This window comes from Micromonospora sp. NBC_00617, assembly GCF_045161355.1.
In the GTDB taxonomy this organism is placed as follows: domain Bacteria; phylum Actinomycetota; class Actinomycetes; order Mycobacteriales; family Micromonosporaceae; genus Micromonospora.
The window spans coordinates 5006496-5022228 of sequence record NZ_CP107751.1 but is presented as its reverse complement, the minus strand read 5'-3'; the positions used below and the strand labels follow the sequence as shown (position 1 = coordinate 5022228).

Below are 15733 nucleotides of genomic sequence, written 5' to 3'. Positions count from 1 at the left end.
GCGGCGAGCACTCTTGCGCCGGTTGCCACGGCGGCGGTGGGAGATCGGCGAGGATGATCGCGTGAACGTGATCGGCCATATCGAGGCGGGCATCGACCGCTGGGTGGGTGCCGCGCGCAGCCGGTCGAACCTGTTCGACCATGTGTGGCGTGCCGGGGCCCTCTACGCCGAGGTGTTGGCCGGGCGGCTCGCCGCGGCGATCGCCTACTACGGCTTCTTCGCCGTCTTCGCGCTGGCTCTGGTCGCGTACTCCATCTTCGGCGCGATCCTGGAGGACAACGACGAGGTCTCCGCGGCGGCGGCCGGGTTCCTGAAGGAGAACCTGCCGTTCCTGGACGCGCAGCAGATCGCGAATTCCAGCGGCACGGTCGGCGTGGTCGGCCTGGTCATCCTGGTCTTCACCGGGATCGGCTGGGTGGAGGCGATCCGCTCCTCCCAGCGCCTCATGTACGCGCTCAACCAGCAGCCCGGCAACCTCGTGGTCCGACGGCTGGTCGACCTGGGGGTGATGATCGGCGTCTTCGTGCTGCTCGGCCTCTCGGTGGCGGCGGTGGACGCGTTGGAGTCGCTGCTGCGTTTCCTGCTGCGCAGCACCGGGTCGGTCGGGCTGACCACGGTCAGCGCGGTGCTCAGCGTGCTGGTCAACGCGGTGCTCGCCACCGCGCTGCTGCTCGCCGTGCCCCGGCTGCGGATGAGCCGGTCCCGGCTGCGCCCGGTGGTGCTGCTGGTGGCGGTCGGCATCACGCTGCTCAATACGGTCGGGCGGTACTACGTGGTGCGCACCGAGCGGAACCCGGCGTACACCGTGGTGGCCAGCGCGGTCGGTCTGCTGCTCTACCTCTACCTGCTCAACCAACTGGTGCTGTTCGGGGCGGCGCTGCTCGCGACCAGTACGAGCGGGCGGGTGGTGGATCTGGCGGAGGGTGCCCCGCCGGTGGATCTCGACGAGGACGCCGACCCCGGTGCGCCGGGCGGTGCGGGCTGATGGCGGAGGTGCCTGACGTGCTGATCACGGTCGATCCCGACTCGCCGGTGCCCCCGTACGAGCAGGTGCGGGTGCAGCTCGCCGAACTGATCGGCGACGGCCGGTTGCCGGTGGGCAGCCGCCTGCCCACCGTCCGGCAGCTCGCCGCCGACCTGCGGCTGGCCGCGAACACGGTGGCGCGGGCGTACCGGGAACTGGAGGGGGCGGGGCTGCTGGAGACCCGGGGGCGCAACGGCACCTTCGTCGCCCCCGGCCGCGACGACGCCGTCGACCGGCTGCACCGGGCTGCGGTCGAGTACGCCGCCGAGGCACGGCGGCTGGGCGTACCCCCGGAGCGTGCCGTCGCTCTCGTCCGCGCCGCCGTCGACGCCACCCGGCACGACTGAGCCGAGGACGACGAAGCCTGCTCGCCAACCACAATTCCGCCCCAAACGTCGCGCTCACCCTGCACGCGCGTTGAGTCGGGGCGATACATCGTCGGGCCGCTGAACGGCCGCCGATCGGGCGCCGGACGGGCGGTAACTGAACAGAACGGCACCGATGCTCGCGTTCGCGGACCATGATGAGCGCGTGGGCGCACTCATGACACTGGACCTGCCGGCCGACTCGCCGATGCTCGGCCTGCCGTGGATCATCACCTTCGGGCCGCTGGGCGACCTCGACGAGTGGGAGCCGGTGGTCTGCGGGCCGTACGAACGGCCGCACGCGTTGGCGTTGGCCGAGGCGGTGGTGGCCGAGGAGCAGTTGATGGCAGTGGTCGAGCCGCTGCTCCCGGCGCTGTCGGCCGACGAGATCCGCAGCGAGATCGCCGCCGCGCAGGTAGCCGCCGAGGACGAGGCCCGGCAGGTCGAGGGGGCTGACCTGTACGGAGACTTCGAGGACGTGATCGACGAGGAGTTGGACGCGGCGGCCGATGAGGCGGGCCACGGTGAGCCCGCCGAGCCGCCGGACGAGGCCGAGGTGCGCGCCGGCTTCACCCGGATCGCGGCGCTGCTCACCGCGAAGTGACGCGACTGCTCAGCGGGTCGGCGGCCCGTCCAGCACGCAGAACTCGTTGCCCTCGGGGTCGGCGAGCACGGTGAACCGCTCGTTCCCGGTCTGGCCGACGTCGACGTGCCGCGCACCGAGGTCCACCAGCCGACGTACCTCGGCCTGCGGGTCGGTGTCCGTGACCAGGTCGAGGTGGACACGGTTCTTGCCCTGCTTGGCAGTGCCGGAGCCCTGCAACCAGATGGTGGGCGCGGCGGCGGACGACTGCTCCGGCGGCCAGAGCTTGGCGCTGCCGTCGTCGCCCTGCTCGACCTCGTAGCCGAGCGCCGCCGACCAGAACGCGACCATCACGTCCAGATCCTCGACATCGATCGTGTACTGCGCCATCCGTACCACCATGGGGGTCACCTTCGTCGCGACGGTGTCCCTGGCGGTACCCACGGGGGCGGCGAGACACACCACCGGTCGCGCACGGACACCGGCGCCGCGCGGAGCGGACTCCGCGTGACGCCGGTGCACCTCACCCCCCACCACAAGGGGCCGGTAGCCCAGTCGCCCGTTGGCGCGAGGCACGACGGACGACCAGGTCGAGTTGGGCTTACCCGTTCAGCGCCGTTCCAACCAGACGGCCGCGTCGACGGGCAGCAGGTGGTCGGTGAGCGGCGCGCTCGCGACGACGGGCTCGCCGTACCCGTCGAGGGTCACGGGCGCTCCGCTGAGGTTGACGACGCAGGTCAGCGCGGTGGTGCCCGCGGTGCGGGAGAAGGCCAGCACGCCCGGTTCGGTCTGCAACCAGGTGACCTCGCCGGCGTCGATGGCCAGCGCCGGGTGTTCGTGACGGATACGCAGGGCGGCCCGGTACAGCTCCAGCGTCGAGTCGGGCGTACCGGCCTGCGCGGCGACCGACAGGGCACGCCAGGTCGCCGGGGCGGGCAGCCAGCTCAGCTCGCTGCCGGCCGGCCCGAAGCCGTACGGCGCCAGCTCACCGCTCCACGGAATCGGCACCCGGCAGCCGTCGCGGCTCTCGCCGGTCCGCAGGAACGCCGGGTCCTGGCGCAGCTCGTCGGGGAGGTCGAGAACCTCGGGCAGGCCCAACTCCTCGCCCTGGTAGAGGTAGGCGCTGCCGGGAAGGGCGAGCATCAGCAGGCTGGCGGCGCGGGCCCGGCGCAGCCCCTCGGCGCCGTCGCCGTAGCGGGTGACGTGCCGCTGCTTGTCGTGGTTGGACAGCACCCAGGTGGTGGGAGCGCCGACGACTGTCGCCTCGGCCAGCGCGGTGTCGATCACCTTGCGGAACGAGTCGGCAGACCAGGTGGCGTCGAGAAAGTCGAAGCTGAACGCCTGGTGCAACTCGTCCGGGCCGATGTAGCGGGCCAGCCGCTGCGGCGTCTCGGCCCACGCCTCGGCGACCGCCATCCGACCGCCCGGGTAGCTGTCCAGGATGGGCCGCCACGCACGGTAGATCTCGTGCACCTCGTCCTGGTCGAAGTAGGGCAGGCGGGCCTTGCCGAGCAGTTCGACCTGGCGCTGCCCGGTCGTCGCCGTGCCGAAGCCGACGTCCGGCAGCCCCTCAGCCTTGATCATGCCGTGGGCCACGTCGACGCGGAAGCCGTCCACGCCCCGGTCCAGCCAGAACCGCAGGACGTCCTCGAACTCGGCGCGGACCTCGGGGTGGCGCCAGTTCAGGTCCGGCTGGGCCGGGTCGAACAGGTGCAGGTACCACTGGCCGTCGGCGATCCGGGTCCAGGCCGGGCCGCCGAAGATGCTCTCCCAGTCGTTGGGGGGCAGGTCGCCGTGCTCGCCCCGGCCGTCGGCGAAGAGGTAGCGGGCGCGCTCGGGTGAGCCGGGACCGGCGGCGAGGGCGTCGACGAACCAGCGGTGCGCGCTGGAGGTGTGGTTGGGCACCAGGTCGACGATGATCCGCAGGCCGAGGGCGTGCGCGTCGGTGATCATCGCGTCGAAGTCGGCGAGCGTGCCGAACATCGGGTCGACGTCCCGGTAGTCGGCGACGTCGTAACCGCCGTCGACCATGGGGGAGGTGTAGAAGGGGGTCAGCCAGAGCGCGTCCACCCCGAGGTCGCTCAGGTACGGCAGCCGCTCCCGGATGCCCGCGAGGTCGCCGACGCCGTCGCCGTCGCTGTCGGCGAAGCTGCGCACGTAGACCTGGTAGACGACCGCCGAGCGCCACCAGTCGTCGTCGGTGTGGGGCGGGGTGATGGTGCTGACGGTCATTGGTGATGTTTCCCCGTCTGTCTCAGGCTCGGCTGCGGTTGTCTGAGCAATATGCCGCCCGCCTCTGCAAGAGTCAAGCAGATCTTGCGTAAGGAACCCGCACGGCGGCCGGGGCGACCGCGGTCGAGCCCCGCGCGACCAGCTCGGGGCGGAACAGGTACTCCGAGTGCGGGGCGCCGTGCCCGTTGATCTCGTCCACCAGGGCGCGGACCGCCGCCACCGCCATGGCGATGACGGGCTGCCGCACGGTGGTCAGCGGCGGGTCGGTGAAGGCCATCAGCGGCGAGTCGTCGTAGCCGACCACGGAGAGGTCGCCCGGAACGGTCAGACCGCGTTGCCGGGCCGCCCGCACCGCGCCGAGCGCCATCAGGTCGGAGCCGCAGACCAGGCCGGTGACGCCCCGGTCGAGCAGGCGGCCGGCAGCCGCCTCGCCACCCTCCACACCGAACAGCGTCAGCTCGGCCAGCGGGCCGAGGTCGGCCTCGGCGACGCCGGCCAGGCGCGTCATCGCCGCTCGCCAGCCGGCCACCTTGCGCTGCACCGGCACGAACCGGTCCGGGCCGGTGATCAGGCCGATCCGCCGGTGCCCGAGCGCGACGAGGTGGGCCACGGCGAGTTCGGCGGCCTCGCGGTCGTCGCAGGAGACGAAGGGGGCGCCGATGCCGGGGACATACCCGTTGATCATCACGACCGGCAGCGGCCGGGCGATCAGCGCCCGGTAGCGGTCGTGGTTGGCGGCGGTGTCGGCGTGCAGGCCGGAGACGAAGACGATCCCGGAGACCTGCCGGTCCAGCAGCATCTCCACGTATTCGTCCTCGGTCACGCCGCCGGCGGTCTGGGTGCAGAGCACCGGGGTGAACCCGCTCTGTGCCAGCGTCGACTCGATGACCTGCGCGAATGCGGGGAAGATCGGATTGTCCAACTCGGGCACCACCAGGCCGACCAGGCCCGCGCTGCGCTTGCGCAGTCGTGCCGGTCGCTCGTAGCCGAGGACGTCGAGAGCGGTCAGGACGGCCTGTCGGGTCTCCGGGGCCACGCCGGGGCGGTCGTTGAGCACCCGCGACACCGTGGCCTCGCTGACTTCGGCCTGCTGGGCGATGTCGGACAGTCGAGCGCGCATGGCGGCACTTTAGCCCACCGGCAAGTTCTTGCGGGGCTCTCTGCAAGCCCTTCCATTATCTGCAACGTCTTGCTAACGTCCCCGCAGCATGCGCGAGCAGCGGCGCAGCATCGCTGCGTCCGTTGGCAAAAACTTTCAGCTTTCCCACTGGCGGACCGCCCTTCCCCCGGCGGATCCGCCATGACGACAGGAGTACCGATGCGCATCCGTACCGCGGGTGTGGTCGCCCTCTTCGCCCTGGCGTTCGCCGCCTCCGGCTGTGGTGGCGACAGCGACAAGCCGGCCGCGAAGGAATCCCCCAAGGCCGCCGGCGGCAAGCTGGTGATCTGGGCGGACGACAAGCGCACCGAAGCCCTCAAGCCGTTCGCCGAGAAGTTCGGCCAGGAGAACGGCGTCACCGTCGAGGTCCAGGCCGTCCCGAACGAGGACCTGCAGAACAACTTCGTCACCGTGTCGAGCCAGGGCGGCGGCCCGGACGTGGTGATCGGCGCACACGACTGGATCGGCAACCTGGTCCAGAACGGCGCCATCGACCCGGTGCAGCTGCCCGACGAGCAGAAGGCCGCCTTCAACGAGACCGCCATCAAGGCCGTCACCTTCAACGGCCAGCTGTACGGCGTGCCGTACGCGCAGGAGAACCTGGCGCTGATCCGCAACACCGACCTGGCCCCCGAGGCGCCCAAGACGATCGAGGATCTGGTCGCCACCGGCAAGCAGCTCAAGGCGCAGAAGAAGGTCACCGAGACGCTCTGCCTCCAGGTTGGCCAGAAGGGCGACGCGTACCACATCTACCCGCTGTACGCCTCGGCCGGCGGGTACCTCTTCGGCACCACCGCAAACGGTGACTACGACCCGAAGGACCTGGGCGTGGGCAAGCCGGAGTCGATCGCCGCGTTCAAGAAGATCGCGGCGCTCGGCGAGAAGGGCGAGGGCGTGCTGAAGCGCTCGATCGCCGACACCAACTCGACCGCCACCTTCACCGGCAAGAAGTGCGCCTTCCTGGTCTCCGGGCCGTGGGCCACCGCCGACGTCAAGAAGGCCGGCATCACGTACGACATCTCCGCCGTACCCGGCTTCGCCGGTGGCAAGGCGGCGGCTCCGTTCGTGGGCGTCCAGTCCTTCTACGTGGCCGCCAAGGGTAAGAACAAGGCTCTCGCCCAGGAGTTCGTCGCCAACTACGTCGCCAAGCCGGAACTGGCCGTGGCGCTCTACCAGGCCGACCCGCGCCCGCCGGCGCTCACCGCCGCGCTGGACCAGGTCAAGGGCAGCGACCCGGACCTGGCCAAGTTCGTTGAGGCCGGCAAGAACGGCCAGGTGCTCCCGGCCATCCCGGCCATGGCCGCGATCTGGGACCCGTTCGGCAAGGCCGAGGCTGCCGTCATCGGCGGCGCCGACCCGACCAGCACGGTCACCGCGGCGGGCAAGACGATCGCCGGCTCGATCAAGTAATGAGCACACCGCTGTCCAGCCCGGGGTCTGCTCAGCAGGCCCCGGGCCGGGGGCCCGTGGGCACCGGGTCCCCGCGCAGTTCCCGTACCGCGCGGAACCACGCGCCGATCACCGTGGCCGGCCTCGCCGCGAAGGTGATCCTGCTCGGCCTGGTGGCCGGGATCGCGATCTGGGCGGCCTTCCCGCTCGTCGAGGCCGAGCAGTGGGTCGGGCTCGCCGTGCTGGTGCTGACCACGGCCGCACTGTTCTACCTGTACCTGGGACGCCGGCACGTCCCGGCGAAGTATCTCGTCCCGGGCACGCTCTTCCTGATCGCCTTCCAGATCGTGCCGGTGCTCTACACCGCGAGCACGGCCTTCACCAACTTCGGCGACGGCCACCGGGGCAGCAAGGACGACGCGATCGTCGCGATCCAGACTTCGTCGGTGAAGCAGGTACCGGGATCCACCCAGTATCCGCTGTCCGTCGCCACCAAGGGCGACCCCACCACCGGCGCCCTGGTCTTCCTGATCACCGACCCGCAGACCAACACGGTCTCCGTCGGCGACGCCGGTGGCCTGCGCCCGCTCGACCCCGAAGCGGTCACCGTCGCCCCCGGCGGGAAGGTCACCGCGGCCGAGGGCTACACCGTGCTGAACGTCGGCCAGGCCAGTGCCCGCAGCAGGGACATCACCGACCTGGTGGTGCCGACCGCCGGCGGAGCGCTGCGTTCGTCCGGCCTGTCCCGGGCGTACGAGGGCAAGGCCGTGCGGGCGTACGACGAGGGCTGTGACTGTGTCCGGGACAGCGACAACGGCAGGACCTGGACCGCCGACGGCGAGGCAGGCGCGTTCGTCGCCGCCGACGGCGAGCGGCTGGCCCAGGGGTGGAAGGTGAACGTCGGGCTGTCCAACTTCACCCGGGTGCTCACCGACGAGCGGATCTCCGGGCCGTTCCTCGCCACGCTGATCTGGAACTTCGCCTTCGCGATCGGCTCCACCGGCGGCACGTTCCTCCTCGGCATGCTGATCGCGCTCGCGCTGCACTCGCCCCGGATGCGGGGCACCAACCTCTACCGGATGCTGCTGATCCTGCCGTACGCCATGCCGTCGTTCGCGATGCTGCTGGTCTGGCGGGACATGTTCAACACCGACTTCGGGCTGATCAACAACCTGTTCGGGCTCAGTGTCGACTGGTTCGGTCAGGACTGGTCGGCGCGCGCCGCGGTGATCCTGGTGCAGCTCTGGCTCGGCTACCCGTACATGTTCCTGGTGGCCACCGGCGCGCTACAGGCCATCCCGCGAGAGTTGACCGAGGCCACCTCGGTCGACGGGGCGTCACGTTGGCAGTCGTTCCGGGCGGTCACCCTGCCACTGCTGCTGGTCGCGCTCTCGCCGCTGCTGATCTCGTCGTTCGCGTTCAACTTCAACAACTTCAACGCGATCTACCTGACCACCGAGGGCGCGCCGTTCCCGGCCGACAACCCCAGCAACGGTGCCACCGACCTGCTGATCACCTACACCTACCGGCTGGCGTTCGGTGGACAGGCCGCACAGTTCGGCTTCGCGGCGGCGATCTCGCTGTTCATCTTCGCCATCGTCGCGGTGGTGTCGGCGGTCAGCTTCCGGCGGACCCGGCAACAGGAGGAGGTGTACGCGTGACCACGCTCATCGGGGCGGACCGCCCGACGGCGGTCGACCGCAACCCGGGGCGACGGAAGAGCCGCTGGTTCGCCCAGGTCGGCTGGCGGCATCTGGTCGGCCTGCTCGGGGTGCTGTTCAGCCTCTTCCCGCTCGTGTTCGTCGTCTCGGCGGCGCTCAATCCGCTCGGCACCCTGTCCTCCACCGAGTTGGTGCCGACCGGCGGGGTGTCGTTCGAGAACTTCCGGGACCTGTTCGCGCGGACCGAGTTCGGCCACTGGTTCCTGAACTCGTTGCTCATCGCCGGTGGCGCCGCGTTCGCCTCGGTGTTCCTCTCCGCGCTCGCCGCGTACGCCTTCTCCCGGATGCGGTTCCAGGGCCGGCGGGTGGGGTTGCTGTCGCTGCTGCTGATCCAGATGTTCCCGCAGTTCCTGGCGATCGTGGCGATCTTCCTGATCTTCGGCACGATCACCGACCTGTGGCCGGCCATCGGCTTCAACACCCCGTGGGGCCTGCTGCTGCTCTACCTGGGCGGCGCGCTGGGCGTGAACACCTGGTTGATGAAGGGCTTCTTCGACACCCTGCCCCGGGAGTTGGACGAGTCGGCCACCATGGACGGGGCCTCACACGCCCAGGTCTTCTTCCGGATCATGCTGCCGTTGGTCGCGCCGATCCTCGCGGTGACCGGGCTGCTCGCCTTCATCAACACCATCAACGAGTTCCTGATGGCGAGCGTCTTCCTCACCGACACGGACGCCAAGACCCTCGCGGTCGGCATGCGGGGCATGTTGCAGGGCGCCGAGCGCAACACCAACTTCGGGATCTTCGCCGCCGGCACCCTGCTCACCGCGATCCCCACGGTGCTGGTGTTCCAGTTCCTTCAGCGCTTCATCGTCTCCGGCCTCACCTCCGGCGCGGTGAAGGGGTGAGCCCTCGACGCGCCGACCGGCCACCCCCTACTACGAACCGTCGTTGATGGGGGAGGATGGGCGGCGTGGAAGCACTGAGACTCATTCTCCTCTATGTCCATCTGATCGGCTTCGCCCTGCTGCTCGGCGGTTCGATCGCCCAGTACGTCAGCGGGAAGCTGCGCATCAACTCCGCCATGCTCTGGGGCGCCGTGATCCAGTTGCTGACCGGCCTCGGACTCTCCGCGCCCCTGCGCGGCGGCGGTGACGACGAGCCGAACCCGGCGAAGCTTGTGACGAAGTTGGTGATCGCGCTGCTGATCTTCGTCATGGTCTTCTTCTCCCGGAAGCGGGACGTGGTCAACCGCGGCCACTTCCTCGCGATCGTCGGCCTGACCCTGGTCAACGCGGCGGTGGCGGTCTTTTGGCGGTAGCGTCCGGGGAGGGGATGGCCTCCGCCGAACCGGACGTTCGGGACGCCTTGCTGCTCGGCTACCAGCACGAAGAGTGACTTGCCCCACGCAAGGGTTACACCCGGGTAACAGGCGTTCAACAGTCGTGCACGATTGGCGGCCGGTGGGTGGGCGCGGGCGTACGCTCCCGTCCGTAACGTGGGACAGCCGGCGGCACACCCGCAGGTCGGCTGATGGGCTGCCACCGCACTAGGCGCGGTGTGCAATGGGAAGGAGACGTCTTGCGCTCGGTGCGTGGGATGCGGATCGCCTCGATCGTCGCGGTGGGTGGGCTTGCCCTCTCCGTCGCCGCTTGTGGCGAGGCCCCCGATAATGACAAGAACGCCGGCAGTGGCGCCAAGAAGTTCAGCGCCTGCATGGTGACCGACACCGGCGGCATCGACGACAAGTCGTTCAACGCTTCGGCCTGGAAGGGCCTGCAGGAGGCCAAGGCCGCCAACGACAACATCGACATCAAGTACGTCCCGTCGAAGGCCGAGGCCGACTACGAGCCTCACCTGACGCAGTACGTCAACCAGAAGTGCGACTTCATCCTCGCGGTCGGTGGCCTGATGGCCGACGCCACCTCGAAGATCGCCAAGGCGAACCCGAACCAGCAGTTCGGCATCGTCGACGCCAACCCGGGTGACGCCAACGTCTACCCGATGCAGTTCGACACCGCCCAGGCCGCGTTCCAGGCCGGCTACCTGGCCGCCGGGCTGACCAAGAGCGGCAAGGTGGGCACCTACGGTGCTCTGCCGATCCCGCCGGTGACGATCTTCATGGATGGCTTCGTCGACGGTGTGGCGCACTACAACAAGACCAAGGGCAAGAACGTCCAGGCGCTGGGTTGGAACAAGGAGACCCAGAAGGGCTCCTTCACCAACGACTTCGCCAAGCAGGACGAGGGCAAGAAGGTCTCCGACACGCTGGTCGCCCAGGGTGCGGACATCATCATGCCGGTCGCCGGCGGCTCCGGCCTCGGCACCACCTCGGCGGCCAAGGCCTCGGGCGGCAAGTACAACACCATCTGGGTGGACGTCGACGGTTGCGAGAGCACCCCGGACTGCGCCGCGATCATCACCACCGTGGTCAAGAACATCCCGGAGGCCGTCAAGGAGGCCGTGGTGAAGGCCGCCGGTGGCGAGAAGCTGCAGGCCAACCCGGGCTTCGTCGGCACCCTGGCCAACACCGGTGTCTCGATCGCCCCCTACCACGACTTCGACGGCAAGGTTCCCGCCGAGCTGAAGACCGAGGTCGACAAGATCAAGGCGGACATCTCCGCCGGCACCATCACCGTCACCTCGCAGGCCCAGCCGACCAAGTGACAACCACCCGGCCCCTCCGGTGAGATCATCGCAGGAGCGGCGGGGTACAGGTACGACCGATCCGGCCGCTCCGGCCCGCGGGTGACCACCCGTGGGGCCGGAGCGGCCGATCGCGCGCCACGGTGACCGGCCTGGTCCGGCCCGGTCGACCAGCAGCTACGCTGCACCATCGCTCGCACTCCAGGAGGTTGCGCTGAGACTCGAACTGCGCGGCATCACCAAGCGGTTCGGTGATCTGGTCGCCAACGACCACATCGACCTGACGGTGGAGCCTGGAGAGATTCACGCCCTGCTCGGCGAGAACGGCGCGGGCAAGTCGACCCTGATGAACGTGCTCTACGGGCTCTACCAGCCCGACGAGGGCGAGATCCTGGTCGACGGCACGCCGCTGAAGCTCAAGGGGCCGTCCGATGCCATCGCGGCCGGGATCGGCATGGTGCACCAGCACTTCATGCTGGTGCCGGTCTTCACCGTGGCCGAGAACATCATGCTCGGCGCCGAGCAGGTCCGGGGCGGCATCGCCGGCTTCCTGGACCGGCGGCGGGCCCGGCGCGAGGTCACCGAGGTGTCCGAGCGCTACAACCTGCGGGTCGACCCGGATGCGGTGATCGAGGATCTGCCGGTCGGCATCCAGCAGCGCGTGGAGATCGTCAAGGCGCTCACCCGCGACGTCGACCTGCTCATCCTGGACGAGCCGACCGCGGTGCTCACGCCCCAGGAGACCGAGGAGCTGTTGACGGTCATGCGGTCGCTGAAGGCGGCCGGCAAGTCGATCGTCTTCATCACCCACAAGCTCGGCGAGGTCAAGGCGATCGCCGACCGGATCACGGTGATCCGGCGCGGAAAGACCGTCGGCACGGCCTCGCCGGAGACGAGCCGGGACGAGCTGGCCGCGCTGATGGTCGGCCGCAGCGTGCGGCTCACCGTGGAAAAGTCGCCGGCCACACCGGGCGAGCCGGTGCTGGAGGTGGCCGGGCTGGTCGTCGACGACGACCGGCAGGTCCGGGCGGTCGACGGCGTGGACCTGACCGTACGCGCGGGCGAGGTGCTCGGTGTGGCGGGAGTGCAGGGCAACGGCCAGACGGAGCTGATCGAGGCGATCATGGGCCTGCGGCCGGTGCTCGCCGGCACGGTCAGCCTGAGCGGCGATCGGATCGACGGCTGGACGACCAAGAAGGTGCTCCGTGCCGGCGTCGGCTACGTCCCCGAGGACCGCAGCGTGGACGGCCTGGTCAAGGAGTTCAGCGTCGCCGAGAACCTCGTGCTGGACATCTACGACCGGCCGCCGTTCGGTGCCGGGCTCGCCCTCAAGCCGGACGCCATCGCGTCCTCGGCCAGGGAGCGGATCGAGCAGTTCGACGTCCGCACCTCATCGGCGGACGCGGCGGTGGGCACCCTCTCCGGCGGCAACCAGCAGAAGGTGATCGTGGCCCGGGAGCTGTCCCGGCCGCTGAAGCTCTTCATCGCCGCCCAACCGACCCGTGGCGTGGACGTCGGGTCGATCGAGTTCATCCACAGCCAGATCATTCACGAGCGGGACGTCGGCACCGCCGTCATGGTGGTCTCCAGCGAGCTTGACGAGGTGGTCGGGTTGGCCGACCGGATCGCGGTGATGTACCGCGGCCGGATCATCGGCATCGTCGGTCCGGACACCCCACGCGAGGAGATCGGCCTCCTGATGGCCGGCATTCGCCCGGACGCCGCTGCCGGGTCCGGCGCCCCGGCCGAGCCCGACGCGGCCCCCGCTGCCGCCGGGGCCGGCACGACTCCCGCCGCCGGCGAGACCGGCGTGGCCGACGGGAGCCCGGCGAGCGACGCAGGCTCCGCGAACGAGGACGAGGCATGAGCGACAGCAATCCGCAGTCGGGTTCCCCGGACAAGGAGCCGGCGAGCGAGGCGCAGGCGGCGCAGAACGCGCTCGGCAACACCGAGCGGGCCGGCACGACCACCACGCCGAAGGCCCCCGAGCCGCAGCCGAAGCCGTCCCTGGGCCGGCTCTTTTTGGACAACCTCTGGGCGGCCAACACCTTCACGGTGACCCTGCTGTCGCTGGTGCTGGCGATCGTCGTCGGCGCGGTGTTGATGATCGTCTCCGACCCGGACGTGCTGCACACCTACACCTACATCACCGCCCGTCCGGCCGACGCGCTCAACTCGAGCTGGACGCTGGTGAGCGAGGCGTACGCGAACCTGTTCAAGGGTTCGATCTTCGACCCCGAGGCGTTCTCCGGCTGGGTGAACGGCAGCAACGGCTGGCAGGCGGTGCTCGCGCCGATCAGCGAGACGCTGACGTACGCCGCGCCGCTGGTCTTCACCGGCCTGGCGGTGGCGCTGGCCTTCCGTGGCGGCCTGTTCAACATCGGCGCGCAGGGTCAGGCCACCATCGGCGTGATCCTGGCCGCGCTGGCCGGCTTCCTGCTGCCGCTGCCGCCCGGCCTGCACCTGCTGGTGGCGGTGCTGGCCGGCGCGCTGGGCGGGGCGATCTGGGGCTTCATCCCGGGCATCCTCAAGGCTCGCGCCGGTGCGCACGAGGTGATCAACACGATCATGCTCAACTACGTCGCCACGTACTTCCTGACCTGGCTCATCGTGCAGAACGGCGTGCAGGACCCGACCCGGACCGACGCGATCAGCAAGGCGGTGGACACCTCCGCCCAGCTGCCGCGCCTGCTCGGCGACAACCTGCGGGTGCACGCCGGCATCCTGCTCGCCGTGCTGGCCACCTGGGCGGTCGCCTGGTTGCTGAACCGGTCGACGCTCGGCTTCGAGCTGCGCGCGGTCGGCGCCAACCCGGACGCCGCGCGGACCGCGGGCATCAGCGTCACCCGGACGTACATCCTGATCATGGTCTTCTCCGGGATCCTGGCCGGTCTGGGCGGCTCGAACATGGTGCTCGGCTCGACCGCCAGCGCGTTGACCCCGCTGGTGGTCGCGCAGATCGGCTTCGACGGCATCCTGGTGGCGCTGCTCGGCCGGGTGAAGCCGTGGGGGGTGCTGCTCGCCGCGCTGCTGTTCGGTGCGCTCCAGGCCGGAGGCAACCGGATGCAGTCGTACTCCGGCATCTCGCTGGAGCTGGTGACCGTGCTTCAGGCGCTGATCGTCATCTTCATCGCCGCGCCGGCCCTGGTGAAGGCGATCTTCCAGCTCCGGGCCGCACGGGCCGCCCGGTTGCAGACGAGCCTGGCGAAGGGCTGGTAACGCATGTCCACCATGGCTGTCCCCGACGTCGCGGTCGCCGCGGTCGACGAGGGCTTCTGGACCCGGACCCGCAAGGTTGGTCTCACGCTGCTGGCGCTCGGTCTGCTGTCGGCGGTGCTCTTCGGGGCGCTCGCCACCGACCAACAGGCCCGGTTCACGCTCAGCGAGGACGCGGCCGGCGCCGCATTGGAGATCAACGGCACGATCGGGGCGATCCTGTTCGGGATCATCGCGATCGCCGCCGGAGCGGCGCTGCTCGCCGGGGTACCGAAGCGCTGGTTCCTGCCCGTGCTCGGCGTCGGGCTCGTCGGCTTCGTGCTCTCGTTCCTCTGCTGGCAGGTCTCCGCCGCGCCGACCGGGCAGAACTTCATGCCGCTGGTCAACATCATCCGGGGCACGTTCATCCTGGCCCTGCCGCTGATCTTCGGCGCGCTCGCCGGGGTGCTCTGCGAGCGGTCCGGCGTGGTCAACGTGGCCATCGAGGGTCAGCTGCTGATGGGCGCGTTCAGCGGCGCCCTGTTCGGCAGCATCTCCGGCAACGTCTGGGTGGGCCTGGTCGCCGCCGCCATCGGCGGTGCGTTCATCTCGCTGCTGCTGGCCGTCTTCGCCATCCGCTACCTGGTCGACCAGGTCGTCATGGGCATCGTGCTGAACCTGCTGGCGGTCGGCGTCACCGGCTTCCTCTACGAGCGGCTGATGCAGACCGACACGGCGAAATACAACAGCGCGCCCCGGTTCAGCAACTGGGAGATCCCGCTGCTGAAGGACATTCCGGTGCTCGGGCCGGCGCTGTTCCGCGGCAACATCTTCCTCTACGTCGGGCTGCTCCTGGTGCTGGTGATCCACATCGGGCTGTTCCGCACCCGGTGGGGGCTGCGTACCCGGTCGGTCGGCGAACACCCGATCGCCGCCGACACGCTCGGGGTCAAGGTGCTGCGGGTGCGCTACCGCAACGTGCTGCTGGCCGGCGTGGTCGCGGGCATCGGCGGCGCGTCCTACACGCTGGCGCTCTACTCGTTCACCAAGAACATGATCGGCGGCAAGGGCTTCATCGCGCTGGCCGCGCTGATCTTCGGCCGGTGGAACCCGACCGGGGCGCTGCTCGCCGCGCTCTTCTTCGGCTTCGCTGACCAGCTCGCCACCTATCTGGGCGCGATCAACAGCTCGATCCCCAGCCAGTTCCTGGCCATGTTGCCCTACCTGGCGACCATCCTGGCGGTCGCCGGCCTGGTCGGCCGGGTCCGTGCGCCAGCCGCCGACGGCAAGCCGTACATCAAGGGCTGACAGCCGAGGCCGTGCCCGGCGGGACTTTCCCGCCGGGCACGGCGCGGTGGTCGCCGTCCGCGCCCGCCCCAGCCTCTTATCGGGGTACGGCTGAACGGGGCTCAGGGCAGAGGCTGCTCCGGTCATCTCGTGGAGGCGAGCCGGGCACGAAGAAGGCCCCTCAGCATTTCG

The 15733-nt window shown here is 69.9% G+C and carries 14 protein-coding genes; 11 read left to right on the top strand and 3 right to left on the bottom strand.

From position 1 onward, the window contains the following. Positions 1-61 precede the first annotated feature (61 nt). From OG505_RS22970 to OG505_RS22960, 3 genes are all read left to right on the top strand, one after another. Positions 62-985 carry a YhjD/YihY/BrkB family envelope integrity protein gene (locus OG505_RS22970; RefSeq protein ID WP_405427429.1) on the top strand — a complete coding sequence of 308 codons (924 nt, stop codon included), beginning with the start codon at positions 62-64 and terminating at the stop codon, positions 983-985. Further along, complete coding sequence (locus tag OG505_RS22965) at positions 985-1371, top strand: GntR family transcriptional regulator (protein ID WP_405427427.1); 387 nt, start codon at positions 985-987, stop codon at positions 1369-1371. Before OG505_RS22970 ends, OG505_RS22965 begins: the two co-directional genes overlap by 1 nt. Before the next feature lie 184 nt (positions 1372-1555). Next, a complete protein-coding gene (locus OG505_RS22960) occupies positions 1556-1993 on the top strand; it encodes a hypothetical protein (protein ID WP_089017805.1) in 438 nt (145 codons plus the stop codon). A gap of 9 nt (positions 1994-2002) precedes the next feature. Here the strand turns inward: OG505_RS22960 and OG505_RS22955 are convergent, their stop codons facing one another. From OG505_RS22955 to OG505_RS22945, 3 genes are all read right to left on the bottom strand, one after another. After that, positions 2003-2374 (bottom strand): VOC family protein, encoded by a 372-nt coding sequence (locus tag OG505_RS22955; RefSeq protein ID WP_405427425.1) that lies wholly within the window; start codon positions 2372-2374, stop codon positions 2003-2005. Positions 2375-2581: 207 nt separating this feature from the next. Continuing rightward, positions 2582-4204 (bottom strand): glycoside hydrolase family 13 protein, encoded by a 1623-nt coding sequence (locus tag OG505_RS22950; RefSeq protein ID WP_405427423.1) that lies wholly within the window; start codon positions 4202-4204, stop codon positions 2582-2584. 73 nt (positions 4205-4277) lie between these two features. Beyond that, positions 4278-5324 (bottom strand): LacI family DNA-binding transcriptional regulator, encoded by a 1047-nt coding sequence (locus tag OG505_RS22945; RefSeq protein ID WP_405427421.1) that lies wholly within the window; start codon positions 5322-5324, stop codon positions 4278-4280. A gap of 198 nt (positions 5325-5522) precedes the next feature. On the opposite strand from OG505_RS22945, the gene OG505_RS22940 reads away from it, so the two are divergent. The 8 genes from OG505_RS22940 (at position 5523) to OG505_RS22905 (ending at position 15562) form a co-directional block, all read left to right on the top strand. Beyond that, entirely contained in the window at positions 5523-6773 is a 1251-nt protein-coding gene (locus OG505_RS22940) for an extracellular solute-binding protein (protein ID WP_405427419.1), read from the top strand. Continuing rightward, a complete protein-coding gene (locus OG505_RS22935; protein WP_405427417.1) occupies positions 6773-8413 on the top strand; it encodes an ABC transporter permease subunit in 1641 nt (546 codons plus the stop codon). The genes OG505_RS22940 and OG505_RS22935 overlap by 1 nt, the downstream gene beginning before the upstream one ends. Positions 8414-8421: 8 nt before the next feature. Further along, complete coding sequence (locus OG505_RS22930; RefSeq protein WP_405434650.1) at positions 8422-9321, top strand: sugar ABC transporter permease; 900 nt, start codon at positions 8422-8424, stop codon at positions 9319-9321. Between the two features lie 65 nt (positions 9322-9386). Further along, positions 9387-9734 carry a hypothetical protein gene (locus OG505_RS22925; RefSeq protein WP_405427415.1) on the top strand — a complete coding sequence of 116 codons (348 nt, stop codon included), beginning with the start codon at positions 9387-9389 and terminating at the stop codon, positions 9732-9734. 278 nt (positions 9735-10012) lie between these two features. Further along, complete coding sequence (locus tag OG505_RS22920; protein WP_405434649.1) at positions 10013-11080, top strand: BMP family protein; 1068 nt, start codon at positions 10013-10015, stop codon at positions 11078-11080. A 91-nt stretch (positions 11081-11171) separates the two neighbouring features. Then, positions 11172-12926 (top strand): ABC transporter ATP-binding protein, encoded by a 1755-nt coding sequence (locus OG505_RS22915; protein ID WP_405427413.1) that lies wholly within the window; start codon positions 11172-11174, stop codon positions 12924-12926. Continuing rightward, positions 12923-14278, top strand: coding sequence for an ABC transporter permease (locus OG505_RS22910; RefSeq protein ID WP_234585707.1), 1356 nt, complete (start codon positions 12923-12925; stop codon positions 14276-14278). The genes OG505_RS22915 and OG505_RS22910 overlap by 4 nt, the downstream gene beginning before the upstream one ends. A 3-nt stretch (positions 14279-14281) precedes the next feature. After that, entirely contained in the window at positions 14282-15562 is a 1281-nt protein-coding gene (locus OG505_RS22905; RefSeq protein WP_405427411.1) for an ABC transporter permease, read from the top strand. Positions 15563-15733: the final 171 nt, after the last annotated feature.